The sequence below is a fragment of the Halomonas sp. SpR1 genome (assembly GCF_031010175.1).
GTDB lineage: Bacteria > Pseudomonadota > Gammaproteobacteria > Pseudomonadales > Halomonadaceae > Vreelandella.
On sequence record NZ_JAUAMB010000001.1, the window covers coordinates 19795 to 46304 of the forward strand.

Sequence of the window (26510 nt, forward strand, 5' to 3'; positions counted from 1 at the left end):
AATCGCGGCGATGATACCATGCTAGCCTAGCGGTTTGGTGTACAAAGCGCGTTAACCCGTTGTCCTAAACGCAACAACCCCGCACGAGGCGGGGTTGTTGGTGACTGCCTTAACAGCTGGCAGTCGTGAGCAGAGGGCTCAGGGGTGCATTACATCATGCCGCCCATACCACCCATTCCGCCCATGCCACCCATATCAGGTGCAGAGTCTTTCTCTTCCGGGTCTTCTGCGATCATGCACTCGGTGGTGATCATCAGGCCCGCAACAGAACCCGCGGACTGCAGCGCAGAACGGGTAACTTTAGCCGGATCCAGCACGCCCATTTCAAACAGGTCGCCGAATTCACCGGTCTGTGCATTGTAGCCGAAGTTCCCTTCAGCATCTTTAACACGGTTGATGACAACAGCGGGCTCTTCACCAGCGTTGGAAACGATTTGACGCAGCGGAGACTGCATAGCGCGTAGCGCCATGTTGATACCGTGGTTCTGGTCTTCGTTTTCGCCGGTTAGACCCTGTACTTTCGCCATTACGCGAACCAGTGCTGTACCGCCACCAGGTACCACGCCTTCTTCAACGGCCGCACGGGTAGAGTGCAGGGCGTCTTCAACGCGGGCTTTCTTCTCTTTCATTTCCACTTCGGTGGCAGCACCGACGCGGATAACGGCAACACCGCCTGCCAGTTTGGCAACGCGCTCTTGCAGCTTCTCTTTGTCGTAGTCAGAAGAGGTGTCTTCGATTTGCGCGCGGATCTGGCTAACGCGTGCTTCAATGTCGTTTTCCGCACCAGCGCCATCGATGATGGTGGTGTTCTCTTTCGACATGGTCATACGCTTGGCGGTACCCAGGTGATCCAGGTTCGCTTGCTCAAGCGTTAAACCAACTTCTTCAGAAATAACCGTCCCGTTGGTCAGGATAGCGATATCCTGCAGCATGGACTTACGACGGTCACCGAAGCCAGGAGCTTTAGCAGCGGCTACTTTCACGATGCCGCGCATGTTGTTCACAACCAAGGTTGCCAGGGCTTCGCCTTCGATATCTTCAGCGATGATGGCCAGCGGCTTGCCTTGCTTGGCAACGGCTTCTAGCACCGGCAGCAGTTCACGGATGTTGGAGATCTTTTTATCCACTAACAGGATGTAAGGATCTTCCAGTTCGACCGTCATGGTGTCCTGGTTGGTAACGAAGTAGGGCGAGAGGTAGCCGCGATCAAACTGCATACCTTCAACGACTTCCAGCTCGTCTTCAAAGCCACGGCCTTCATCAACAGTGATGACGCCTTCTTTACCGACTTTTTCCATCGCTTCGGCGATGATTTCGCCAATGCGCTGGTCGCCGTTAGCAGAGATAGTACCTACCTGGGCAATCGACTTGGTGTCGGTGCAGGGTACAGACATTGCTTTGATTTCTTTAACGGCAGCAGCAACGGCTTGGTCGATGCCGCGCTTAAGATCCATCGGGTTCATGCCCGCCGTTACGCCTTTCAGGCCTTCAGCAATAATTGCCTGGGCCAGAACGGTAGCGGTGGTGGTACCGTCGCCTGCGGCGTCAGAAGTCTGTGAAGCGACTTCTTTAACCATCTGGGCGCCCATGTTTTCGAACTTGTCTTTCAGTTCAATCTCTTTGGCAACAGAAACACCGTCTTTAGTCACGGTGGGGGAGCCGAAAGATTTTTCCAGTACCACGTTACGGCCTTTCGGGCCGAGGGTAACTTTTACCGCGTTGGCGAGGACGTCAACACCGCGGGCCATGCGCTTACGAGCATCATCGGAGAACTTAACTTGTTTAGCTGACATATCTGCTACTTCCTAAATTGAATGCAAAAACGTGAAAGTAATGAATCGTTGCGCCCACTAAAAAGGTGAGCAGTAACGATTGTTAGCCTTCAACAACGGCAAGAATATCGGCTTCGCTCATGATCAAGACTTCTTCGCCGTCGATTTTTTGCTTCTCAACGCCATAACCATCTTTAAAGATCACGTTATCGCCAACCTTGACGTCTAGCGGGCGGACATCGCCATTTTCCAGAATGCGACCATTGCCGACAGCGAGGATTTCACCGCGTGTCGGTTTTTCTGCTGCATTGCCCGGAAGCACGATGCCGCCTGCAGTTTTTTGCTCTTCTTCAACGCGACGGACGATGACACGATCGTGCAAAGGACGGATATTCATTCACGTTCTCCTGAGTATGGTTGAAGCCCTGATAAGGGCGGTTAGCTAAAAAGTGTTCTCGAGGTAGTAACCCGCGAGAAGCGAAGACTTCACAGTCTTCATTGTTAATGGCAGCTACCGTTTAGATTGCTGCCGAATTTGTATGCTGGATGAAAAATGGGGGCTGCGGATGACCTTTCAAGGGGGGCAGGTAATAAAAAATTGCTTTTCCACTGATTTTTTTCTGAAGTAAACCTCAACGACGGCGCGGGGGCTCATCTCTGCTGATAAAATCCCCCTCAAGCGGTCCATCCTGTTGTGACGATTGACTGTTTTGATATTCATCAGGCCGAGCTGATGATGCACGTGGGCCTTGCTGGTGCACGGCAACTTTTTTAAGCCCCAGCCAGGTAAGCGCCTTGAACATCAGCTGGCGTGCGCTGGGAATCAGGCACGCCAAGCCTAGCGCATCAGACAAAAAGCCTGGGGCCATTAATAAAGCACCGCCGAAGATAAGTGCAGCGCCAGTTAATAGCTCGCTGGAGGGGAGTTCCCCGGCCTGCATCCGCTGGCGTGCCCGGGCAAAGGTGGATACACCCTCTTTGCGAATTAGATGTAGCCCGACAAAACCGGTGCCGAGCACTAAGAGTAGGGTTGTGAGTAGGCCGATCTGGCTGCCAATCGAAAACAGAACCACAAAATCAAGTAGCGTAAAGAGTGATATAAAAATAAGAATAGGCATGGCTAACTCCCAAAAACGCCAGAAAGCGGCTCGATAACCGTCGTAATTGCGTAATATGGTGTCATAAATATAAATAGCAAGCAGCACGCATTGCGCATTCCAGCGGTGATGTAACTCGATTTATGCCAATAAATCTTCTATGCTGCAATGCACAATGAGGCTGGTTTAATCCGCTGTAAGGAGTCACGAATGGTACTTACCGATAAAGTAATTGCAGTCACGGGTGGAGCGCGCGGGTTGGGTTATGCCATGGCGCTGCGTTTAGGCAAGCAGGGCGCGCGCATGGCGCTATTGGATATGAGCGCTGATGCGCTTGATCAGGCGGTATCGCAACTTTCTGCTGAAGGTGTCGATGCCCAGGCGTTTGTGGTCAATGTTGCCGAAGAGGTCTCCGTGACTCAGGCGTTTGCGGATATTGCCCAACGTATGGCTCCGGTTAGCGGTTGTATCAATAATGCGGGGATTACACAGGATGCGCTGCTGGTAAAGGCCAAAGAGGGGAAAGTGGAAAAACGCATGTCCTTTGAGGCTTGGCAAAACGTTATTAATGTTAATTTGAGCGGTGTTTTCCTATGTGGTCGTGAGGCCGCCACTCAGATGATTGAAGCCGGGCATGAAGGTGTGATCGTCAATATCTCGAGTATTTCGCGTGCAGGCAATATGGGGCAAAGCAACTACGCTGCTGCAAAAGCGGGCGTGCATGCATTAACCGTCACTTGGAGCCAGGAGTTGGCACGCTATGGTATTCGTACCGGCACCGTAGCGCCTGGGTTTGTGGCGACCGAAATGACCGCTGCGATGCGCCCAGATATGTTAGAGCGTATCTCGTCAAGCGTACCGTTAAAGCGTTTGGGCGAACCCGATGATATTGCCCAAAGTGTTGCCTTTATTATGGAGAACGACTACTTCACTGGGCGCATTATTGAGTGTGACGGCGGTTTGCGGCTGTAGCTTTTTGCTGTGGTCATACAGAAGAGGTTGCATAGGGTTGTTGCATAGTTTTGTTGCATAGATGGGCGGCCCTGTTTGGCCGCCGAGCATGTTTAAGGCTATAGCGTGTATTCAAAGCTTAAAAGTAGTCACGGCTAATTTTGCGCTGAAAGTACATCTCCAGGCGTAGTGTCATTGCCCAGCGCGGGTCGTAGCTAACGTCGCGCTGGAAGTGTAGCTCTGGAATCACATCAGCGAATAAAATACCTTTATGAAGATCGCGGCGGTAGCGCGTCTGCAGGTAGTAATTGGTCATGCGCGGGTTGGAGGCACTTTCACCGATGGCTATGGCTGAGTAGCGAAGTGCACTACGCCGATTAATGCGGTGATTGATTTCGGCAACTTCACTGTACTCAAGCTTATCCTCTTCTTCGCGCCACTGGACGGTGGTAATAAAGCGTAAGTGGCGGCGTTCGCTCAGCGGTCGACCGACGTCCCAGCGTGTGCGCGCCGAGTAGCCGTCATTGTTAAACCAGGAAACGCGGTTATTCGACTCAAGCTGCCATGGCCCTTCACCCAGTTGCCAGAGGCGCTCGCTGGTGAAACGCACGTAAGGGTCAAGAGGGAGGCGCAGGCGAACACCTGCCCCTACTCGATTGCTCCAGTTTTCACGTTTATCTCGGCTCTCCAGCCAATCCAAGCCGAGTGTGGAGCTACGACGATCACGCTGGTCATTGGCAAGGCGTCCGGAGCCTTGCTCTTCCAGGGTGCCTTGCGACTCTTCGGGATCACTCTCGATAACCAGTCGCAAACGATCCTCTGAGGTAGGTAAATCAATACGGTAACGAAGGGTGGTGTCGCCACGGGTACCGTCGCCCTCCATCCAATCAATTTCTTGGCCGAAACGAAGATAGGACTCGTTGTTGACCTGCATATGATCGTCAGTGCCAAAGAATCCATCAATGCGGCGCGATGTATTATCTACCCAGTTGCCTACGCTCTCACGAAACGGCTCAATGCGCTCTTCCGCCCACTCGGGTAAATCACTATCTTCCTCCTCTGCGTGCAGGTTCGTCGACACCGTAGTGAGTATGCCAAGCCAGCAGAGGGTTACAAATTTATGCATCGTCAGTAGTCTCGGTAATGGGGGCGTCGTCGCTTAGCTATAGCCTTGATTCAGCGTGCTTTATGGGTCTCAATCTCTTTCGCCCACTCCAGTACACGCTTACGTTGGCCACGGCTATTGAGTCGTTCCGTATCGACACTCGCCGGGATAAGCTGATGATTGGGTGACGCATCTAGGTCGAGATTAAAGGTTCGCGATGCTCCGGTTGGCATGTCTTCGGATCCATAAATAGCGATAACGCGAATTTCAAGCTGAATATTCTGCTCTTGCAACTGATTGTCATCGATTTCCCAATAATCTTTAACCTGACTGACAATATCACCAAACGATTGAATATTCAGGTAATCTCCGGAAGCTAGCGGGCCTTGATGAGTGCGGTAGCTGGTTTCCTGTGGCGCACCTTTTTGTTGCTCCCCAGTTTGCTGCTCACCCTTGCGCTGCTGATACTCCACCACGTCCAGGGAGTAACTGCCCTTTTGGGTATGCAGTACCGCTACAAGGTGCTGAATATAGATTGCTTCACTGCTCATGTTGCTGATTAAGCAGATAGACTCCACACCGATCCCTCTGCCGCGATTAATAATGACGCGAGGGCGGCGCTGCCGCACATAGCCGTTATAGAGAAGCTGGGCATAAAATACCCATACAAAAAGCGTGCAAATGCTCGCTACAGCCGAGATTGCTTGAGCGTTATCGTTGAGCCATTCCATAATGTGAGATCCTTCTCATCTTTATTAGTGATCATCCCTCAATATAGCGTTGGGTGATAGCCATGGAGGGAAATTTTGTAAGTTATTGAGTATAGAGACTAGCGGAAAAGCAGGAGCAAGTCAGCCAAACCGGCTGCTGTTAGGAATCAATGTAGGTAAATGCCAGACGTGCAAATGCATGGCATTAAGCCATTCATGTTTTTCAAAGGAAGAGTATGCGTTATGCGAACAATGCTGATCAAAAAGTAATTCATAAAGCGCCCAAGTTAGGCTATATGAAAACCATTTGAAGCAAGAGGAGGGGTAATGCTAACTAATTGAAAACTAACAAGTAATTGGTGCGGATGGGGAGACTCGAACTCCCACACCTTACGGCACTAGAACCTAAATCTAGCGTGTCTACCAATTCCACCACATCCGCTAAGACGAGGCGTATATTATCAAACTTCTGCTGTAAGTCAATCAATGATTTGTTATTCGTACATAGAACGTGAGGAGACAGCATGGCGTTAAAGCAGTGGCTACAGTGGGGAGGGCATTTGTTCAAGCAGGCCATGCCAGGCTATTGCGCATTTTGCCTGGCACCGGCGCTAGCGGGGCGAGGGTGGTGCGCGACCTGTTTGGACGAGCTGCCATGGAACTTACTTGCCTGTCGCCAATGTGGTGACCCTGTCCCCCATGGCGAGAGCTTGTGTGGACACTGCTTAATTGACCCGCCGGCATTTTCGACCACCCAGGCGGGGCTGCTGTATCAAGGGGTGATTAAACAGCTGGTGCATGATTTCAAATTTCAAGCTTCGCCACGGGCGGGCATGCTACTGGCTGAATTGATGCTGTTAACTCCGCCGACGACTATGGGAGATGCCCTGTTGCCGGTGCCTATGACCACCGCACATGCTTGCACACGCGGGTTTAATCAATCGCACTGGTTGGCAGAGCAGTTAGGCAAAACATGTGATGTGCCGCTGGTTAATGCCAGAAGGGTAAAAGATAGCCCTTCTCAGCGCACGTTGAATCGCCGCCAGCGGGCGGCCAATCTGGCGGGCGCTTTTGTATTTGAATCACCGCCTCCGGCGCATTTGTTAATAATTGATGACGTGGTTACCACAGGTTCCACAGGCCATGCCTTGGCGTGTGCTGCGCTGGATGCAGGTGCAAAGCGTGTTGATATTTGGGCGGCCGCACGGACACCATTAAGCCAGGATTGATAGAATAGCGCTTACGCTAATTCAGCACTCTTTTTTGCCAACCCAGGAGTGGCCTATGTCACACCCGTTTAGCTCTCTTTCGCCCGATTTAGTGATGTCTGCAGTGGAGTCGCTGGATATTTGGCCTGCAGGCGAGCCTTTTGCGCTGAACAGCTATGAAAACCGTGTGCTGCTGTTTCGCGATGACGACGGCAAAAACTGGATTGTTAAGTTTTATCGGCCTGACCGCTGGTCAGATAGTGCGATTCAGGAGGAGCACGATTTTCTGCAGGAGCTGGTAGATCAGCAGGTGCCGGTAGTGGCGCCGTGGCGTAATAAAGCAGGTGTGTCGTTACACTATTTTAAGGATTTTCGGTTTACGCTGTTTCCCCATTGCCCTGGCCAGGCGCCGGAGTTGGATAACCCTTCGCACCTGTTTGCAATGGGGGAGTTGCTGGGTCGGTTGCACCAGGTGTCGGCTAAAAAAGCCTTCCAGCACCGCCCACGTTTAGAGATGGCCAGCGGTATCCTTGATGCTCAACAGCGCGTGCTGGCCAGCGCTTGGATGAATAGTCATCAGCGTCGGGCCTATGACCGTGTGATTGAGAAGGTGCATCAGCAGCTTATAAAGCATGATGTGCCCGCCAGCAGTATGATTCGCTGTCACGGTGACTGCCATTTGGGCAATGTGCTTGGGCGTGATGAGCAGTTTACCCTGGTAGATTTTGACGACTGCACCATGGCGCCCGCTATGCAAGATATCTGGATGCTACTGCCTACCGATGATCCGCAAGGGTGGCGATCCCACTTAAGTGAAATTACCGAAGGGTATGAAGAGACGCGTCCTTTTCCTACTGAGCAGATGGCGCTTATTGAGCCGCTAAGAAGTTATCGGCTGATAAGGCATTCGGCGTGGCTGGTATCGCGTTGGGATGATCCCGCTTTTCCTCGGGCGTTCCCCTGGCTGGCGGATAGCGGCTATTGGGATCAGCATATCCGCCAATTAGAGCAGCAGTGTTTGCAGTTGGACGAGCCGCGCTGGCTGGCATAGCAGCTATGGATTAAACAGCCTGATTAATCCTGAATCACAGTTTTAGTAGGCACAGTCCCCTCAGGCGCAGCTTCGTCAGGCACAGACTCTTCGCGAGGAACGGGATTACCGATACCCTCTCCGTCTACCTGCCGACGCTGCTCGTTAAGTTCTGCAGAAGGATTGTCCTGCTCTTTAATCTCGACGGGCTGATCCAACGTAAGGAGGAATGCCTGGCCAGGGGAGAGTGAACACGCTGTGCCTTCGCAGGCGATGCCGTATTGTCCCTCTTTGTCATAAGCGCTGGCACTAAATTCGCCAGTGAAAATATTACTGTCAGCGTCGTGTGTTTCAATACAGGTCGCCTCTTGGGTCGTAACGCGAATGCGCTCGTCGACCAGGTGTGCACTGCCTATGATGACGCAGTATTCAGGTAAAGAGTGCGAGGCGCTGGCGGCTTGAGTAGGGTGTAGCAAAATATCGTTCAGGCGCGTTTGGTTTGATTCAAATGCAAGCTCTTCAACGACTTCTACGCCGACGGTTGCTTCATTGGGTAGAGAAAGCGTGGCTTCTGAAGCTACAGCCAAGAACGGCGTAGCAAAAAAAGGGGCCGCGAGGGCGGTTAACCAAAAAGGCGTTGGTTTAAATGACATAGCGAACTCTCGATGTTGGCGCCTGCGATAAAGGCAGTAAAAATGAACCCATGAATCATAGCACAGGGCCCTGGGTTACAAAGTGAACCACGCGGCGCTCTGTCGCAGTTAAACAAGTCACAGGCAACCGAGATGCGGTAAAATGCTCCCCTTGCTTAATACTCGTTGTGCAAGATCTTTTAAAGGTATACCTTTTGTATAATGTACGTAGATGAGGGGCGAAGTTTATGTCGCTCTAATGAAGGTGTTACTTCTCATGGGCAAAAAGGGAATTGCCCTTGGTGACCGCCTGGACGCGATTGCGCATGGATCTTGGGATAGTTCTTGAGATGGCTCTTGGGATGGTTCTTGAGATGGTTTTTGAGATAGTTATTGATGAGGCTAAATATGTCCGATGATATTGCTGAGCACTACCGCCAGATAATCTCAGCACTTGGCGAAGACCCCAATCGAGAAGGGTTACGAGATACGCCTAAGCGTGCAGCCAAGGCTATGCAGTTTCTCAATGCGGGCTACACTCAGTCATTGGACGAGATTATTAATGGCGCGGTGTTTGAGTCGCAAACGGATGAAATGGTGCTGGTAAAAGACATTGAGCTCTACTCCATGTGTGAGCATCATCTGCTGCCATTTATCGGCAAATGCCATATCGCTTATTTGCCTGACGGGAAAGTGTTAGGCCTCTCTAAGTTTGCCCGTATCGTCGACATGTTTGCCCGTCGTATGCAGATTCAGGAGAACCTAACCCGTGAAATCGCCGAGGCCGTGCAGGAGGTTACCCAGGCAAAGGGCGTTGCCGTGGTCATTGAAGCGCGACACCTTTGCATGATGATGCGTGGCGTGGAGAAACAAAACTCCAGCATGACATCGTCGGTAATGCTGGGTGGCTTCCGCAAGAACCAAGCGACTCGGCAAGAGTTTTTAATGCTCATTAGCTAAATTAACCGGTGGCCCGCGGCCGGTGGATCATGCCGTAAATTTGGTTTAAAGGGGTGTTTCGTCTTAGCATGAAGACGTTAATGAGCCTACGAGGCCATCATTTTTGGTCAGGAGCCTGTCATGGAAGCGCTTAAAGAAACACAGCTATATTGCCCCTTTGCTTATATCGACGGCAGTTGGGTCGCGGCAGATAGTGGCGAGCAGATTACCGTATTAAACCCGGCCACCGGTGAATCGATTGGCGATATTCCTCGCCTGGGCAAGGCTGAGACCGAGCGGGCCATTGATGCCGCAGATGCTGCGTTACCGGCCTGGCGAGCGCTGACGGCCCAAGAGCGCGCTGACTTACTGTTGAAATGGCACGATCTGATGCTGGAGCATCAGCAGGATCTTGCCATGCTGATGACCTACGAGCAGGGCAAACCGCTAAAAGAAGCCGCGGGTGAAATCGCTTATGCAGCCAGCTTTTTACGCTGGTTTGCCGAAGAAGCGCGGCGCGTTTACGGCGAAACAATTCCCGCGGCAAATACCAATCAGCGCATTGTCGTTACTAAACAGCCTGTCGGTGTGGTGGGGGCGATTACACCGTGGAATTTCCCTGCGGCGATGATTACCCGTAAAGCCGGTGCAGCACTGGCCGCTGGTTGCACGATAGTGGTTAAGCCCGCTAGCCAGACTCCTTTCTCTGCGACGGCTTTAGCGCTGTTGGCCGAACGGGCAGGTATCCCGCGTGGTGTCTTTAACGTAGTACCCGGAAGCGCTAGCGATATTGCCCAAGCGATGACTCAGTCACCTAAGGTACGCAAGATCACCTTTACCGGTTCGACCGAGGTGGGGCGCAAGCTGATGGCCCAAGCGGCGGAACATATCCAGAAAATATCGCTAGAGCTGGGCGGTAATGCGCCCTTTATCGTGTTTGAGGATGCCGATTTAGACGCCGCCGTGGAAGGCGCCATGGCCGCCAAATTCCGCAACGCCGGGCAAACCTGCGTCTGCACTAACCGCTTTTTGGTTCAGTCCAGCGTGATTAACGCCTTTTGTGAAAAATTGGCGGTCGCCATGAACAGCGAACTGCATGTGGGGGATGGTACCAAGCCCAATATCAATATCGGTCCGTTAATCGATGATAACGCAGTTAAAAAAGTCAGCGAGCATGTGCAGGACGCCATCGATAATGGCGCTGAACTCTTGTTGGGTGGCCATCCGCATCCGCTGGGCGGCAATTTCTTTACGCCGACGCTGATCAGTTTCGCGACTGACAAGATGAAAGTGGCTCACGAAGAGACCTTTGGGCCATTAGCTGCTGTCTTCCCGTTTGACGATGAGGAGACCGCTATTGAGATGGCCAATGACACCCAGTATGGCTTGGCGTCCTATTTCTACTCACGTGACCTTGCCCGCGTATGGCGCGTAGCCGAGGCGCTGGAGTACGGTATGGTGGGCATTAATACCGGCGCTATTTCCAACGCTGCTGCGCCGTTTGGGGGTGTGAAAGCCTCGGGGCTGGGGCGTGAAGGCGGCCATCAAGGTCTGGAAGAGTACCTTGAAACCAAGTATCTATGCATTGACCTTGGCTAATTCTCGTATCGCCGCTTATTGAACATAAGAGGGTTCACGAGAGCGTAAAAAAGCCCCATCGGCACAGTGCCGATGGGGCTTTGTCGTTTTTGCTGATATTAAAAAAGGCGTTTAGTGACGGAAGTGGCGCATACCGGTAAAGACCATGGCAATACCTGCTTCGTTGGCTGCATCGATCACTTCCTGGTCGCGCATGGAGCCGCCGGGCTGAATAACGGCGGTAATCCCAGCTGCAGCGGCGGCATCGATACCATCACGGAAAGGGAAGAAAGCGTCAGACGCCATCACCGAGCCGGGCACCGAAAGCCCTTCGTCAGCGGCTTTAATGCCGGCGATTTTGGCCGAATAAACGCGGCTCATTTGGCCAGCGCCCACGCCCACGGTTTGGCCCTCTTTGGCGTACACAATGGCGTTAGATTTTACAAATTTGGCTACGCGCCAGGCAAAAGCCAGATCACGCAGCTCTTGCTCGCTGGGAGCGCGCTGGCTAACCACGGTCAATTCATCGCGAGTGACCATGCCGTCGTCGCGCTGCTGCACCAGCAAGCCGCCATTGACGCGCTTAAAGTCCAACGCAGGCTGCTGCTCAGCTGGCCAGTGGGCGCTGACGTCTAATAAGCGCACATTCTGCTTATTGGCCACAATAGCAGCGGCTTCATCGCTAACGCCGGGCGCAATAATCACCTCGACAAACTGGCGGTCGATAATTGCCTGGGCTGTTTCCGCATCCAGCGGCGTATTGAAGGCGATAATACCGCCAAACGCGCTGGTAGGATCCGTGGCAAACGCTTTGTCATAGGCCGCAAGCGCGGTGGCGCCGATGGCGACGCCGCAGGGGTTGGCGTGCTTAACGATAACGCAGGCGGTCTCGTTAAAGGCCTTGACGCACTCAAAGGCGGCGTCGGTATCGGCCACGTTGTTATAAGAAAGCGGTTTGCCCTGGAGCATTTTTGCGGTAGCAACGCTGGGCTCGCTTGCCTGGGGGTCTACGTAGAAGGCCGCTTGTTGATGGGGGTTTTCGCCGTAACGCATATCCTGCTTTTTATCGAGCTGCAGGTTAAAGGTGCGCGGGAACACTTCATCAGCAGTATTAACCTTACGACCCAAGTAGTCTGCAATCGCGCCGTCGTAGCCAGCAGTATGCTCAAAAGCTTTCACTGCTAAATCGAAACGCGTGCCGCGACTGACGTGGCCATCTTGGGCGGCCAACTCGCCTAGCACGCGGGCATAATCACTGCTATTGACCACAATGGTGGTGTAAGCGTGGTTTTTGGCGCAGGCGCGAACCATGGTAGGGCCGCCGATATCGATATTCTCGATGGCATCTTCAAGCGTGCAGTCAGGCTTGGCAACGGTGGCGGCGAAGGGGTAGAGATTGACCACTACCATATCGATCGGCGTGATTTCGTTCTCGGCCATTACCGCATCATCCTGGCCGCGACGGGCTAAAATGCCGCCGTGAATTTTCGGGTGTAGCGTTTTAACTCGGCCATCCATAATTTCGGGGAAGCCGGTGTGCTCAGACACCTCTTTCACGGCAATAGCATTTTCTTGCAGCAGGCGGAAAGTACCGCCCGTGGAGAGCAGTTCAACGCCGTGCTCGGCGAGGCCGCGGGCGAATTCAATAATGCCGGTTTTATCAGAAACGCTCAGCAGGGCGCGGCGGACGGGGGTGGCGTTGCTGTCAGTCAGGGAAGGATTATCAGCCATGAGAGGGGTATCAGCCATTAGAGTGCTCGTGTGCAGAGTCGAGAATTAAAAACAACAACGCCCCAGGGTTATGGGGCGTCACCTTCGATTAGTCCGTATAGCTTGAGCTTTTTGCGCAGGGTGCCGCGGTTTAGCCCGAGTACATCAGCAGCCCGCGTCTGATTGCCGTCGGTGTGCTCCAAAACGCAGGCCAGCAGTGGCGCTTCTACTTCGGCCATTACCATAGCGTAAAGATCGCTAGCCTGGCTGCCGTCTAAATGCTCAAAGTAGCGGCGCATAGCCGTTTCCACTGCCTCCCGGAGCGGCTGCGGCGGCGAGTTAGCCGCAGGGTCTGCTAGCGTACCCGCTAAAGGGGAGTTGCTCTCGTAAAAGGCGTCGCTGGTAAGAGCGTCGCTTGAGTAGTTGTCGCTAGATAGAAGATCGCGTTCGGTCATGCAGCATAGCTTCCTTTGGCTAGCAAACGCGTGGCGGCGCCGGGGGCCATCGCGTTATTGATCCAATCAAATTGCGTTTCAGGTGACGCTAACGCATTGAACTGCTGCTTAAGCGCGCGCTGTTGTGGCGGCGTAAAGCGTTGGTCGTCGCTGAGGTACCAGCCGACATGTTTGCGCGCGATACGCACACCCATGGTGGTGCCATAAAACGCGTGCAACGCTTCTAAGTGCCCGTGAAGCACTTGGTGGCGCTCCGCGAGGCTTGGCAGCGCCATCCGCTCTCCATGTTGGAGATAGTGGTTGATCTGTTGAAAGATCCACGGGTTACCCTGAGCACCACGGCCGACCATCACTGCATCAGCGCCGGTATAAGCGAGTACTTCGGCGGCTTTTTCCGGACTTGTTATGTCGCCGTTAGCAATTATCGGGATCGATAGGTGAGATTTGATCTCGGCAATTGTGTCGTACTCTGCTTGTCCAGTATAGCGCTGCTGGCGATGACGGCCATGTACAGCGAGCGATTGAATGCCAGCTGACTCGGCGAGCCGGGCAATGCGCAGGGCATTATTTGATTCGGCGCACCAGCCTGTGCGGATTTTTAGTGTGACGGGTATCTCAACCGCTGCTACTACCGCATCGAGTATTTCAGCTACCAAGGCTTCATCGCGAAGCAACGCCGACCCTGCCGCTTTGTTACACACTTTTTTGGCCGGGCAGCCCATATTGATATCAATAACCTGCGCGCCCAGCTCGGCATTCAAACGCGCTGCCTGGGCGAGCATTTCAGCGTCGCCTCCAGCAATTTGCACCACTCTCGGCTCAGGCTCACCACGGTGATCCATGCGCAGCAGGGATTTGCGAGTATGCCATAGACTGGGGTCTGCAGTGACCATTTCCCCCACGACCCATCCAGCGCCAAGCCGCCGGCATAGTTGGCGGAAAGGGCGGTCGGTGACACCGGCCATTGGCGCAAGCATAACCCGATTGGGTAATGCAAACGAACCGATGGCGACTGATCCATTGGTGGCCGATACATTGGTGATTGGGCCAATGTTGGCAGGTGGTGGGTTTAACGTCATGGCATCGAACTTTATTGGTTTTGAGCAGTGAGTGCTGGGATGGCGACGAGTAGGCGTTTCAAGGGGGCGTATGATACGCCTACTCGCTGATGGGGTGAAGGCCAATTGCCGCTTTAACGCGAACGCACGCCGCTCAGCCGTACCCATCCTTCGCGGATTACGGGCTCATCCATGATAAGGCCCTGCGTTGCATAGGCTTCGTAAACATCATCGGCCTGATTGGCCAAAATCCCCGATAGCGCAATGCGGCCGCCAGGTGCCACATGCCCGGCAATCATCGGTGCCAGTTCAACCAACGGGCCGGCTAGAATATTGGCGGTCACGATAGGATAGTGGCCGCCATCGCTTAACTGCTCAGGGTAGTAGAGAGTTAAATCCGACTCAGCAATAGCGTTACGCTCAGCATTGTCGCGGCTGGCCTGTAGCGCCTGGGGATCAATATCGGTGGCATCGGCATGGCGAGCGCCTAGTTTAAGCGCAGCAATGGCGAGAATGCCGGAGCCACAGCCTACATCCAGCACTTTTTGTCCTGCTAGATGACCCGCCACCGCCAGCTCATCCAGCCACTCCAGGCACAGTGCAGTGGTCGGGTGCGTGCCGGTGCCAAAGGCAAGGCCAGGGTCGAGTATCAAGTTAACGGCGTTGGCCTCGGGTGGTTCGTGCCAGCTGGGAACAATCCACAGGCGTTGACCCATGCGCAGCGGCGTGAAGTCATCCATCCACTCCCGCTCCCAATCCCGATCGGCAAGCAGCTCATACTCAATGGTCGGGCAGGGCTCGCCAGGCATCTGTTCCGACCAGGCGGCCTCGATGCGCTCCAGCATGCTCTCGACGCCCTCCAGGTCATCGTAGAGGCCGGTGAGGATGGTATCTTCCCATAGCGGGGTGGTGCCGCGTTCGGGCTCAAATACCGGATCATCGTGGGCATCTTGAAGGCCAATGGCGGTCGCACCTTCCTCAAGCAGTAGCTCTTCAAGGAGCTCGGCCTGTTCGGGAGCGACGTGGGCTTTGAGTTGCAGCCAGGGCATGAGAGTTCTCCGCAAGGCGATTTAAAGACACATACAGTAAAGACACGTGCAGTAAAGACAAAGACGGGGTGGACATGGCCACCCCGCTGGGTATCACATAGTGCGCTGGAAAGCGCTTAGCCGCTAGCTGCTGAGTTTCTTTTCCAGGTAATGAATGTTGACCCCGCCTTGACGGAAGTAGCTGTCGCGAACTAAATCTTTTTGCAGGTCGATATTGGTTTTAATACCTTCCACCAGCAGTTCGTCGAGGGCATTGCGCATTCGTGTCAGGGCTGTTTCACGATCGGCGCCCCAGGTGATCAGCTTGCCGATCAGAGAATCATAGTGCGGGGGTACGGTGTAGCCGGTATAGAGATGGGAATCCATGCGGACGCCTAAACCACCGGGGGCGTGAAACAGCGTTACCTTGCCGGGCGAGGGCATAAAGGTGCGCGAGTCTTCGGCGTTAATACGGCACTCAAAGGCGTGGCCATTGAGCTGTACATCTTCCTGCCGAATCGACAGCGGCAGGCCGGAAGCGATGCGTAGCTGCTCTTTGACGATATCCACGCCAGTGACCATTTCGGTGACTGGGTGCTCGACCTGTACGCGGGTATTCATCTCGATAAAGAAGTATTCGCCGTCTTCATACAAGAACTCAAAGGTACCTGCGCCGCGGTAGTTGATCTTGATACACGCCTGGCGGCACGCTTCAAGCACCTGGGCGCGAGCTTCTGGGTCAAGGCCTGGCGCCGGGGCTTCTTCGAGCACTTTTTGGTGACGCCGTTGCAGTGAGCAGTCGCGGTCATAAAGATGAATCGCGTTACCCTGGCCGTCAGCTAGCACCTGGACTTCGACGTGGCGCGGCTTCTCCAGGAACTTTTCCATGTAGACCGTGCCATCACCAAAGGCGGCGTGGGCTTCAGTACGGGTCACCGTAATCGCCGATAGCAGATGGCCTTCAGTGTGCACCACGCGCATACCACGCCCACCGCCGCCAGAAGCCGCCTTAATGATGACCGGGTAACCGATACGTTGTGCAGTGGCTAGGTTGGTGGCGTCGTCGTCACCCAGTGGGCCGTCGGAGCCTGGAACCGTGGGAACGCCTGCTTCCTTCATTGACTGGATGGCGCTGACTTTATCGCCCATCAGGCGAATCGTCTCGGCGCGGGGGCCAATAAAGGTAAAGCCTGAACGCTCAACCTGTTCGGCAAAGTTGGCGTTTTCAGACAAAAAACCATAGCCAGGGTGTATAGCAGAGGAGTCAGTAACTTCGGCCGCACTGATCAGGGCCGGAATATTTAAGTAAGACTGCGCTGACGAAGCCGGGCCAATACACACGGCTTCATCCGCCAAGCGAACGTGCATGAGTTCACGATCAGCCTTGGAATGCACCGCTACGGTTTTAATGCCCAGTTCTTTACAGGCCCGCAGGATACGGAGGGCAATCTCGCCGCGGTTGGCGATAAGTACCTTGTCCAGCATGGGAGAGTCCACCCGTGTTGAAAATGAAAGATTAAGCGATAACGATCATCGGTTGATCGAATTCCACTGGCTCGCCATCTTCCACCAGGATGGCTTCCACTACACCGTCACGGTCAGCTTCAATCTGGTTCATCATTTTCATGGCTTCAATGATGCATATGGTGTCGCCCTGCTTAACGCTATCGCCGACTTCAACAAAGGATTTGGCGCCCGGCGCTGGGCTGCGGTAGAAGGTTCCTACCATAGGAGAGTTAACGGCTTCACCCTGGTAGCTTGCGCTCTGAGGCTCGGCTTCAGAAGCAGGCGCTGATGCCGGAGCGCCCGCAGCGGGAGCGGCTGGTGCATAGCCAGGATGCTGCGCATATTGGGGCATCGGCTGTGGCTGCCACGAAGCACCGTTGGGATGGCGGCTGATGCGTACTGACTCTTCGCCCTCCTGAATTTCAATCTCGCTAATGTTGGACTCTTCGAGCAGCTCAATCAGTTTCTTAACTTTGCGGATATCCATGGCATGGCCCCATCAATGTCATAAAAGTAGTCATAAAGCGCTCAAGCCTATGTGTAGGGAGCTCTTTATGGCGCGTACGTTGCGCAGTAAACCAGATTTAAAAATGAGGAGAACGCGGCATGTTAGCGAACGTTACCCCGTTCTCAGCGTTAAAAAAGCAAGTTTTTAGCTAATATGGGAGCGGAGTTTGCCGAAAAAGTGCCAGGATGTCCAGCAACACCCTAAGCCAATATCAAAACCAGCATCTAGAGCAGAATTAAACAACTGTTTGACGATATTCGCTGCAAAAAGCCGTTTTAGCGCTTGAGCGAGCTGTTATGACAGGTATTGAAATCAGCGGTTCACCAGCCATTGGCTGACAGTTTCAAGGTGCTCGTACAGTTGGTCGGCAGTCACTTCGCCTTGAATGCGCGCAGCGCGAATTTCTTCTCCCTGGCTAAAAAAGAGTAGGCTGGGAGGGCCGAAGAGTTTGAATTGATCAAGCAACTCACGACTCTGGGCGTCAGTGTGGGTGACATCGGCGGCGATCAAGGTGTAGTCGCTCAGCGCTGTAGATACCCGCGGATCGGGATAAACATCCCGCTCCAGCAGCTTGCAGGAAATGCACCAGTCGGCGGTAAAGTGAACTAATACCGGCTGGTTGGCAGCTTCGGCTTGAGCAATAGCCGCATCAAGCTCGGTTAAACTGCTTACTTCAGTAAAGTCGAGAGTTTTTGCGCTAGACTCGCCGGAAATGCTGGACGTTGCCGCGAGAGGACGCAAGGGGTTACTACCCCCTTGAGCGGCACCAATCACCAGCACTACCCCCCAAGCTAACAGCATTAGCCCCAGCGTTTGACGTGCCCGCGGCCACCCCTGTGGTTGGTTGAAGTTGAGTGCCCCAAGCGCCAGCGCCGTGCCTATCGCCAACGCTGCCCATAGCAACAGTGCAACGGGCGCGGCCACTAAGCGCTCGATCATCCAAATCGCGACGCCCAGCAGCAATAGGCCAAAGGCGATCTTCACTCCATTCATCCAGGCGCCTGAGCGGGGCAGTAGCGTGGTGCCAAAGGTGCCGACCAGAAGCAGCGGTACGCCCATACCCATTCCCAACGCAAACAGCACCGCGCCGCCCATCGCCGCATCCCCGGTCGACGAGATAAACACCAGCGCACCCGCTAAGGGGGCTGTTACACAGGGCGACACCACCAGCACCGATAGGGCGCCTGCTAAGGCTAGCCCCGCCGGACCACTACGTTGCGCACGGGTCTGCCAAGCGCCGATACGGTTTGCTAAACGGGGCGACAGGTTAAGGTTAAAGGCCCCGAACATGGCCAGTGCAAAGAGCGTGAACAGCACGGCAAAGGTGATTAATACCGGAGCTGACTGTAGACGCGCCTGAAGATTAAGCCCGGCACCAAACAATCCCATTAACACCCCAACCAGCGCGTAGGTCAGCGCCATGCCGAGTACATAGCTTAACGAGAGCGCAAAGGCGCGGGGGCGGGTAGGATTTTGGCCGACTACGATCGATGACAGAATCGGAATCATCGGCAGCACGCAGGGGGTAAAGGTAAGCCCCAGGCCGGCAATAAAAAACAGCCCCAGCGCTAGCGGCAAACTAGCATCGCTGATCAAAGCACTAAAGCGGCTGTCTTCGCTTTGAGGCCCAGAAAAGTCACCCTGTGGGGGGGCAGTTTCACTTGCGGTGTTATCTCCTGCCTGCCAGTTTGCAAATTGATTGGGCGGCTCCGTTTCGCTGGCCTGAAGCTGGGTGCGCTCCGGTGGGTAGCATAACCCCGCATCTGCACAGCCTTGGAAGGTTAGCTCAATATTTAAAGGGCCTGAGTAGGGCGCCTCCAGTGGAACTTCAAACACTAACTGGTCACGGAACACATACACATCGCCCATGAACTCATCGTTGGTAAAGATGCCTCCAGGAATGATGGGGTCGCCAAGGCTGGCATCCGCTGTTTGGCTGGTTAGCGCAAGCTGGTGGCGATAGAGGTAGTATTCGTCGGCGATATCGATGCCGATATAGAGCGTGTTACCATCATGCCAAGCGGCTGGCTGAAAGGCTTCCATAACAGGTAAAAATTCGTCTTGGTTGCTAGACGATGAAAACCACTGTGCGTTGACATTTAGTGGCAGTAGGCCAAGAAAAAAACTCAATAACGTGAACAGGCTTAGGCGTTTAATAGCTAACACGGTGCGTCCTTAATCAATGGCATCGCAGTGAAAGGCGAATAGCATACCGCAACCTTAAACCTCTGGCGTATACGCTGCGGTGACATGACGCGGACATTAGTATTACGTTAATTCTCCTAACGCAATAAGGCCGCCCGAAGGCGGCCTTATAACGACTAACGGCGCAATAAACGCCGCAATACCATGTTACGCCTTCTGATAGGCGGCCACTGACTTCTCAATTGCCTTGCGGGCAGCGTCTGCGCCTTCCCAAGACTCTACTTTTACCCATTTGCCTTTTTCGAGATCTTTGTAGTTCTCGAAGAAGTGGGCAATTTGCTGGCGCAGTAGCTCAGGCAGATCGGTCACTTCATGGACATCGTCGTAGAGTGAGCTGAGCTTGGCGTGGGGCACGCAGATCAACTTGGCATCTTCACCGGCTTCGTCGGTCATGTTCAGAATGCCTACCGGCCGCGCGCGAATAATGCTGCCAGGCTGAACCGGGTGCGGGGTAACCACCAAGGCGTCCAGGGCATCACCATCGTCGGCCAGGGTGTGTGGGATAAAACCGTAGTTAGCGGGGTAGAACATGGGAGTGGCCATAAAGCGGTCAACGAGGAGTGCGCCCATGTCCTTATCAATTTCATACTTAATGGGGTCGTGGTTAGCTGGAATTTCGATCACCACGTAAACGTCGTTGGGGAGATCCTTTCCAGCGGGGATATTGTCGAAGTTCATCGTTGATTCCTTGGTAGTTCAGTGACTAAAGTCGTGCAGTGGCTAAAGTCGTGCAGTGGTTAGGCAATCGTTGCAAGTCGTTTATGGCGAAGAATTATACGAACATGGCTGCCCGATTACCAATGCGACATAGGTTGGCCGCAAGCGATAACGCATGTGTCCTCAAAACAGACGAATACGATAGAGACGTTTGGTGGGCATCGTTTCTGTTCTGCTGCGTGTATCATAGGCAGCGTTTATTGACAGTGTTGGTTGAAAATGTTGGTTGACAGTGATGTCCCTCGATCGAGTCGGCAGCCTAGGAGGATGACTTGTCGCACGCCCAGTTGCTCATCAGTTATGGTCAAGCGTTTGTCGCGCCCGATCGGCGCCTGCACCGCAGTTCAATGTCTGTTCGCTTTCCTGAAGCGCCCCTGCTGCGTGCCAAAGGCGGCTGCGCGGTGATTAGCGACTCCATTTCACGCAATACCATGGCCAAACAGGCGGGGGATATAAGCGTACGCGGCTTTCTGGCTGACTACTTTTCTACCCCCGACCACTGGGATGTTAAAACCTCAGCCACCCGCGTACTGCGTGCGCTCAACAGCTGGTGTTACAGCCAAAGCCAGCACGTCAAAGAGGGCAGTTTTGTCTCTTCCATGTCGGCGATGGTCTTTCGTGGTCGCGAAGCCCACCTGTTTCATATGGGGGATACGCTGGTGTTTCGTTTGCGCGGTGCGGAGTTTGAGCAGTTAAGTCGCGACCATGTGACCGATCTAGGCGGCTATCGCTACCCTTCGCGTGCGCTGGGCATGGACGGCAGCGTCGATATTGATTACACCCATATAGCGCTTAAACAGGGCGACTTGTTCCTGTTCACCACCCAGGGCGTGCGCGGCACGCTGCTGCCTTCCGACTATGTGCGTTTGATTCGCCAGGATGCCAGTGATCTGGATGCCGCCTGTGAGCGCTTAGCTAATGAGGCCAAACAGCGCGCTCAGGAGCGCGGCTACGGTGGAGATCAGTTCTGCTTCCAATTGGTACGTATCGACGAACTACCCGACGAGGTGACTGAGCATCCGGGGCAGCTTTATGGCGACCTGCCGATTCCGCCCGAGCTGGCTCCAGGTGAGCGTCTAGATGGGTTGGAGGTGCTTGCTGTGCTATCACGGACGGCCCAGTCGCGGGTGTATCGTGTTCGTGACGTGCATAGCGAGCGGGAAATGGTCATGAAAGCGCCCAGCCCCGAGCTTTCGTTGCGCAATGCTTACCTTGAACACTTTCTGCTCCAGCAGTGGGTGGTGGAGCGCGTTAATTCGCCCTTTGTGGTGAAGGTGATGGAGCCATCCCGGCCGCGTCGCTACCTCTACTATTTGATGCAACATATTGAAGGCGAGACGCTACGGCAATGGGCGGAACGCCATCCTCAAGCCAGCCTGACCCAGCGTCTGGATATTGCCAATCAGTTGGGTAAAGCGGTGCAAGCGCTGCATCATCGGGAAATTATTCATCAGCAGATCACTCCCGATAATATCCTGATCGACCCCCACGGCAAGCTAGTGCTCACCGATTTTAGCGCCTGCCATATGCGTGATGGCGAAGGCCACCGTCACTCCGGCGAATTGCTCCGCCAAATTGGCTTTAACGAGCACACCGCCCCCGAATATGCCTTGGGCGACAGCATTGGTCGGCGCAGCGATCAATACTCGCTAGCCTCTACCACTTACTGGCTTTTGACGGGGGCTTTGCCGTATACGCTGACACCCAATCGGTTGCGCAGTCATACTGACCTGGAAGAGTTGACCTATCGCAGCGCGCGCACCACTAACCCGGAAATCTCTCCAGAGCTAGACGATGCGCTACGCCGCGCCCTGGATCCTCAAAGGGCGCTGCGGTTTAGGCGCATGTCCGAGTTTTTGCATGCGTTGAGGGTGCCGCTTGGGCGACTACCCAATCGCGAAGAGAGCCGCCAGGAGCCGCGGCGGTTTTGGCAGGGGGTGGCAGGCATACTGCTGTTGCTGCTCGTGCTTTCCTGGCTATTGAGGTAGCAAAGAGCATACAAAAGCGGGGAGATGAATCACTTCATCGCCCCGCTTTTTATTGCCGCTAACTCAGTCGTTTTGCGTTAGCAGACTTACAACGTAAAAACAGGCAGTTTGCGTTCTGCTTTGGCCAGTTTCAGCTTAGCCACTTTGGGCAGGCCGTTCTCAAACGGCGGGAAGTCCTCGCCCTGAATCAGCGGTGAGAGATAGTCCCGGCAGGTTTGGGTAATGGCAAAGCCGTTTTCGCTGATAAAGTCCCGGGGCATGAATTTCTCTTGATTGGCCACCTGGGCGAGCGGGGCAGAGATGACATCCCACTGGTAGGGCGACTGAGAAATACGGCGAATGGCCGGCATCATGGCGTTTTTACCTGCCAGCGCCAAGGTGACTGCTTCACGACCCACCGCATAGGCTTGTTCAACGTCGGTTTTAGAGGCCAGATGGCGTGCCGCCCGCTGAAGGTAATCAGCCACCGCCCAGTGATACTTGTAGCCTAAATCCTGCTTGATCATACCGGCAAGCGTCGGAGCTACACCGCCAAGCTGACGGTGGCCGAATGCATCGGTATTACCCGCATCGGCCAGGAAGGTACCATCTTCGTAGCGCGCGCCTTCAGAGACCACGATAACGCAGTAGCCATACTGCTTGACGCTCTCTTCAACCCGCGCCATGGCCGCTTTACGGTTGAAGGGGATCTCCGGGAAGATAATCATATGCGGCGGCTCGCCTTCGGCTTCGCCAGCTAAACCACCGGCGGCGGCGATCCAGCCCGCGTGGCGGCCCATTACTTCGAGCACAAATACTTTGGTGGAAGTGGCGCACATGGAGGCGATATCCAACGAAGCCTCCAGAGTCGAGGTGGCAATGTACTTGGCCACACTGCCAAATCCTGGGCTGTTGTCGGTAATCGGCAGGTCGTTATCGACGGTTTTGGGCACGTGGATAGCGGTCAGTGGATAGCCCAGCTTCTCGGAAAGTTGCGAGACCTTTAAGCAGGTGTCGGCGCTGTCACCACCACCGTTATAAAAGAAGTAACGAATATCGTGGGCCTTGAATACCTCAATCAAGCGCTCGTACTGGGCGCGGTGGGTATCAATATCTTTCAGCTTGTAGCGGCAGGAGCCAAAAGCGCCGCCCGGCGTATGGCGCAGAGCCGCAATCGCTTCATCGCTCTCCTGGGTAACGTCGATCAGGTCTTCCGTTAAGGCACCAATAATGCCGTTATGACCGGCGTAAACCTTGCCAATCTGGTCGGGTGCTTGACGGCAGGCTTCGATAACGCCACAGGCGCTGGCGTTGATCACGGCGGTGACGCCACCGGATTGGGCGTAAAAGGCATTATGCTGGGCCATGGAAACGTCTCATCTCCTGAAAACGGTTGGGTGAATCGGCAACAATTTATCACTGCGCTATTTATCACTGCGCTATTTATCACTGCGCTATTTATCACTGCTACGTAGCGCGGGGTGCAGGTGGCAGTGGGTTACAAAATGGCGTTGCTGCGGTGTCGCAAAGTTTAGCGTAAAGACCTGTTGACTGCATTAGCTGCGGCGGGCTGCTAATCCCCGCCGTCCATCTCCTGTTCACGCTGGGCAAGCTGCCAGCCACCCAAGTCTTTATAGCGGTTGACCATGGCGCAGAACAGCTCGGCGGTGCGCTCGGTGTCATAGCGAGCGGAGTGGGCGGCCTTGTTATCAAACTCAATGCCTGCAGCACGGCATGCCCTGGCAAGTACCGTTTGCCCATAGACCAGGCCTGCAAGGGTGGCGGTATCAAAGCTTGAGAACGGGTGAAAAGGATTGCGCTTGATACCGCAGCGATTGACCGCTGCGTTCAAGAAGCCCTGATCGAACGCCGCATTATGGCCAACTAAAATAGCCCGGGTGCAGTCGTGGGCCTTGATCGATTTTCTGATCGGGCGGAATATCTCCCCCAGCGCTTCAGACTCGCTCAGCGCCACCTGGCGGCGTAGGGGATCGTCCAGATTAATGCCGGTAAAATCGAGCGCGGACTGCTCCACGTTCGCCCCTTCAAAGGGCTGAATGTGGTAAGCATAGGTGGCATCAGGAAGCAGGTTGCCCTCCGGATCCATGGTTAGCGTGACGGCGGCTATCTCAAGTACGGCGTCACCTTGGGCATTAAATCCCCCGGTTTCTAAATCAACGACCACGGGCAGGTAACTGCGAAAACGTTGGGCCATTAATTCGCGGGCAATTGCCTCGCTCATGCAGCTCTCCTTATCTTCAAGCGAGTAATAGTTGAAGCGAGTAATAGTAAAGCGAGTCATCAATCAACATCAGCGGTAAGCCACCGCTGTGAATGGTGTGATTCTAGCAGCTTTAGCCCCCAGGCGTCGTTGACGGTATTCGCTGGGCATTGAGAACGCTATACTCAAGGTCTGTTTCAAAGGGCTATCTCAAAGGTCTAGCCCTGAGAGCGATCGCATTAGCCGAGCGCTAATGGCAGATGTGGTTTTTACTCATGAATTTCATATGGTCAACGAGGAGCAAAGAATGTCCGATGTCAAAAAGGTTGTGCTGGCTTATTCAGGCGGCCTGGACACATCCGTAATCGTTAAGTGGTTGCAAGAGACCTACAACTGCGAGGTAGTGACTTTTACTGCCGACATCGGTCAGGGCGAAGAAGTCGAACCGGCGCGAACCAAAGCGCAAGCGCTTGGCGTAAAAGAGATTTATATCGAAGACCTGCGCGAAGAGTTCGTGCGTGACTACGTCTACCCGATGTTCCGCGCCAACACTATCTATGAAGGCGAATACCTGCTGGGCACCTCTATCGCTCGCCCGCTAATTGCCAAGCGCTTGATCGAAATTGCCAATGAAACCGGCGCCGACGCTATTTCACACGGTGCCACGGGTAAAGGCAACGACCAGGTACGCTTTGAACTTGGTGGCTATGCCCTGAAGCCCGGCGTAAAAGTGATCGCTCCTTGGCGCGAGTGGGACTTAACTTCTCGCGAAAAGCTAATGGCTTACTGCGAAGAGCATAAGATCCCGGTCGACTTTGCCAATAAAAAGAAAAAATCGCCTTACTCCATGGACGCCAACCTGCTGCACATCTCCTACGAGGGCGGCATTTTGGAAGATCCCTGGGCCGAAGCCGAAGACGATATGTGGCGCTGGAGCGTCTCTCCTGAAGCCGCACCCGATACCCCCACTTACGTTGAGCTGACGTATGAAAAGGGCGATATCGTGGCCATCGACGGTGAGCCGTTGAAAGCTCATGAAGTGCTCGAAAAACTCAATAAATTGGGCGGTGACAACGGTATCGGCCGTTTGGATATTGTTGAAAACCGCTATGTAGGTATGAAATCCCGTGGTTGTTACGAAACGCCAGGGGGCACCATTATGTTGCGTGCCCACCGTGCCATTGAGTCGCTAACCCTGGATCGCGAAGAAGCCCACCTGAAAGATCAACTGATGCCCAAATACGCGGAAGTGATCTACAACGGTTATTGGTGGAGCCCAGAGCGCCGCATGCTGCAGGCGGCGATTGACGAGACCCAAAAGAATGTATCGGGTGTCGTGCGTATGAAGCTCTATAAGGGCAACGCTATCGTGGTGGGGCGTAAGTCTGATGATTCGCTGTTTGATGAATCAATCGCTACCTTCGAAGATGATGCGGGCGCTTACGACCAGAAAGATGCCGAAGGCTTTATCAAGCTGAACGCGCTGCGGTTGCGCATTGCCGCAGGTAAAGGGCGTAAACAGAGCTAAATAAAAGAGCACCGCAAACCTTGCTAGGAGCCTGTCCGGCTTGGCCGATCGTCGCGAGAAGCACGGATTTTGAGCCAAATTTATCGATCGATTGAGGCGAATAGCGCGCTATTTAACGAAATCGACCGAATAAAGTTGGCCAGAATACCGGGATTCGCAGTAGGTCAGTGTTAAGTCGGACAGGCTCCTAGGGCGGCAGGCTGTTACTGCCGCCCTACAAGAGAAGGAGCCGCTGTGTATCAAAAGGAGTCATCATGCTAAAAAAAATACTTTCCGGTCTCTTTGGTAGTGGTCGTCAGGCTGAGTCAGGCGCTACCACCAAAGCTGCTGAGCCGGTGGAATACAAAGGCTACGAGATTGTTTCTCAGCCAGACAATCAGAGCGGCCAGTACCGCGTCAGCGGTTGGATTCGTAAGGCTGGCGCCAGCGGTGAAACCCTTGAACACCGTTTTGAGCGTTCCGATATGCTACCAGGGCGAGATGCCTGCGATACCATGATGGTCACCAAAGCTCAGCGCTATATCGATGAAGTGGGTGATGCGATGTTTAAGCCTGACCCACGCCGGGCAGGCGATAGCGAGTAGT

General features: G+C 54.1%; 24 protein-coding genes and 1 tRNA gene. 8 read left to right on the forward strand and 17 right to left on the reverse strand.

All coding sequences use genetic code 11. The features are described from left to right. Positions 1-149 precede the first annotated feature (149 nt). The 3 genes from groL to QT231_RS00110 form a co-directional block, all read right to left on the reverse strand. Positions 150-1793 carry a chaperonin GroEL gene (gene groL / locus QT231_RS00100; RefSeq protein WP_308334936.1) on the reverse strand — a complete coding sequence of 548 codons (1644 nt, stop codon included), beginning with the start codon at positions 1791-1793 and terminating at the stop codon, positions 150-152. Between the two features lie 82 nt (positions 1794-1875). Beyond that, entirely contained in the window at positions 1876-2169 is a 294-nt protein-coding gene (locus QT231_RS00105) for a co-chaperone GroES (RefSeq protein WP_027959273.1), read from the reverse strand. Between the two features lie 235 nt (positions 2170-2404). Continuing rightward, positions 2405-2890 (reverse strand): FxsA family protein, encoded by a 486-nt coding sequence (locus tag QT231_RS00110; protein ID WP_308334937.1) that lies wholly within the window; start codon positions 2888-2890, stop codon positions 2405-2407. A gap of 189 nt (positions 2891-3079) precedes the next feature. Between QT231_RS00110 and QT231_RS00115 the strand changes: the two genes are divergently transcribed. Next, complete coding sequence (locus QT231_RS00115) at positions 3080-3841, forward strand: SDR family oxidoreductase (protein WP_308334938.1); 762 nt, start codon at positions 3080-3082, stop codon at positions 3839-3841. Between the two features lie 118 nt (positions 3842-3959). On the opposite strand, the gene QT231_RS00120 is transcribed toward QT231_RS00115, so the two are convergent. The 3 genes from QT231_RS00120 to QT231_RS00130 all read right to left on the reverse strand — a co-directional run bounded on the left by QT231_RS00120 (position 3960) and on the right by QT231_RS00130 (position 6077). Further along, entirely contained in the window at positions 3960-4946 is a 987-nt protein-coding gene (locus QT231_RS00120) for a hypothetical protein (RefSeq protein WP_308334939.1), read from the reverse strand. A 50-nt stretch (positions 4947-4996) separates the two neighbouring features. Continuing rightward, entirely contained in the window at positions 4997-5656 is a 660-nt protein-coding gene (locus QT231_RS00125) for a hypothetical protein (protein ID WP_308334940.1), read from the reverse strand. A gap of 336 nt (positions 5657-5992) precedes the next feature. Further along, positions 5993-6077: transfer RNA gene (locus QT231_RS00130), tRNA-Leu, on the reverse strand. 82 nt (positions 6078-6159) lie between these two features. On the opposite strand from QT231_RS00130, the gene QT231_RS00135 reads away from it, so the two are divergent. Further along, entirely contained in the window at positions 6160-6864 is a 705-nt protein-coding gene (locus tag QT231_RS00135) for a ComF family protein (protein WP_308334941.1), read from the forward strand. A 55-nt stretch (positions 6865-6919) separates the two neighbouring features. Continuing rightward, positions 6920-7894, forward strand: coding sequence for a serine/threonine protein kinase (locus QT231_RS00140; RefSeq protein ID WP_308334942.1), 975 nt, complete (start codon positions 6920-6922; stop codon positions 7892-7894). Positions 7895-7917: 23 nt separating this feature from the next. Here QT231_RS00140 and QT231_RS00145 read toward each other — a convergent pair whose 3' ends face one another. Next, positions 7918-8526 carry a hypothetical protein gene (locus tag QT231_RS00145; RefSeq protein WP_308334943.1) on the reverse strand — a complete coding sequence of 203 codons (609 nt, stop codon included), beginning with the start codon at positions 8524-8526 and terminating at the stop codon, positions 7918-7920. A gap of 387 nt (positions 8527-8913) precedes the next feature. On the opposite strand from QT231_RS00145, the gene folE reads away from it, so the two are divergent. Together folE and QT231_RS00155 are read left to right on the forward strand one after the other, a co-directional pair. Beyond that, entirely contained in the window at positions 8914-9465 is a 552-nt protein-coding gene (gene folE, locus QT231_RS00150) for a GTP cyclohydrolase I FolE (protein ID WP_308334944.1), read from the forward strand. A 120-nt stretch (positions 9466-9585) separates the two neighbouring features. Beyond that, entirely contained in the window at positions 9586-11043 is a 1458-nt protein-coding gene (locus QT231_RS00155; protein ID WP_308334945.1) for an NAD-dependent succinate-semialdehyde dehydrogenase, read from the forward strand. 111 nt (positions 11044-11154) lie between these two features. Here QT231_RS00155 and purH read toward each other — a convergent pair whose 3' ends face one another. The 8 genes from purH to ppa form a co-directional block, all read right to left on the reverse strand. Beyond that, positions 11155-12771, reverse strand: a complete 1617-nt coding sequence (gene purH / locus QT231_RS00160) for a bifunctional phosphoribosylaminoimidazolecarboxamide formyltransferase/IMP cyclohydrolase (RefSeq protein ID WP_308334946.1) — start codon at positions 12769-12771, stop codon at positions 11155-11157. A 50-nt stretch (positions 12772-12821) separates the two neighbouring features. Next, positions 12822-13187 (reverse strand): DNA-binding transcriptional regulator Fis, encoded by a 366-nt coding sequence (gene fis, locus QT231_RS00165; RefSeq protein WP_308334947.1) that lies wholly within the window; start codon positions 13185-13187, stop codon positions 12822-12824. Further along, a complete protein-coding gene (gene dusB, locus QT231_RS00170) occupies positions 13184-14164 on the reverse strand; it encodes a tRNA dihydrouridine synthase DusB (RefSeq protein ID WP_374694369.1) in 981 nt (326 codons plus the stop codon). The genes fis and dusB overlap by 4 nt, the downstream gene beginning before the upstream one ends. Positions 14165-14379: 215 nt before the next feature. Continuing rightward, complete coding sequence (gene prmA / locus QT231_RS00175) at positions 14380-15294, reverse strand: 50S ribosomal protein L11 methyltransferase (protein ID WP_308334949.1); 915 nt, start codon at positions 15292-15294, stop codon at positions 14380-14382. A 123-nt stretch (positions 15295-15417) separates the two neighbouring features. Continuing rightward, positions 15418-16758 (reverse strand): acetyl-CoA carboxylase biotin carboxylase subunit, encoded by a 1341-nt coding sequence (gene accC / locus QT231_RS00180; RefSeq protein WP_308334950.1) that lies wholly within the window; start codon positions 16756-16758, stop codon positions 15418-15420. A 31-nt stretch (positions 16759-16789) separates the two neighbouring features. Further along, positions 16790-17266, reverse strand: coding sequence for an acetyl-CoA carboxylase biotin carboxyl carrier protein (gene accB, locus QT231_RS00185; protein WP_308334951.1), 477 nt, complete (start codon positions 17264-17266; stop codon positions 16790-16792). A 333-nt stretch (positions 17267-17599) separates the two neighbouring features. Further along, the gene (gene dsbD, locus QT231_RS00190; protein WP_308334952.1) at positions 17600-19453 is read right to left on the reverse strand and encodes a protein-disulfide reductase DsbD; all 1854 of its coding nucleotides are present in this window, start codon (positions 19451-19453) and stop codon (positions 17600-17602) included. 186 nt (positions 19454-19639) lie between these two features. Beyond that, entirely contained in the window at positions 19640-20170 is a 531-nt protein-coding gene (gene ppa / locus QT231_RS00195; RefSeq protein ID WP_308334953.1) for an inorganic diphosphatase, read from the reverse strand. A 311-nt stretch (positions 20171-20481) separates the two neighbouring features. On the opposite strand from ppa, the gene QT231_RS00200 reads away from it, so the two are divergent. Next, complete coding sequence (locus QT231_RS00200; protein ID WP_308334954.1) at positions 20482-22197, forward strand: protein kinase; 1716 nt, start codon at positions 20482-20484, stop codon at positions 22195-22197. An 86-nt stretch (positions 22198-22283) separates the two neighbouring features. Here the strand turns inward: QT231_RS00200 and QT231_RS00205 are convergent, their stop codons facing one another. Together QT231_RS00205 and rnt are read right to left on the reverse strand one after the other, a co-directional pair. Beyond that, complete coding sequence (locus tag QT231_RS00205) at positions 22284-23543, reverse strand: 6-phosphofructokinase (RefSeq protein WP_308334955.1); 1260 nt, start codon at positions 23541-23543, stop codon at positions 22284-22286. 206 nt (positions 23544-23749) lie between these two features. Then, entirely contained in the window at positions 23750-24418 is a 669-nt protein-coding gene (rnt, locus tag QT231_RS00210) for a ribonuclease T (protein ID WP_035579015.1), read from the reverse strand. 286 nt (positions 24419-24704) lie between these two features. Here rnt and QT231_RS00215 point away from each other — a divergent pair, with 286 nt between their 5' ends. Continuing rightward, positions 24705-25925, forward strand: coding sequence for an argininosuccinate synthase (locus QT231_RS00215; protein WP_064232994.1), 1221 nt, complete (start codon positions 24705-24707; stop codon positions 25923-25925). Positions 25926-26179: 254 nt separating this feature from the next. Next, positions 26180-26509, forward strand: a complete 330-nt coding sequence (locus QT231_RS00220; protein WP_308334956.1) for an HlyU family transcriptional regulator — start codon at positions 26180-26182, stop codon at positions 26507-26509. Position 26510 lies beyond the last annotated feature (1 nt).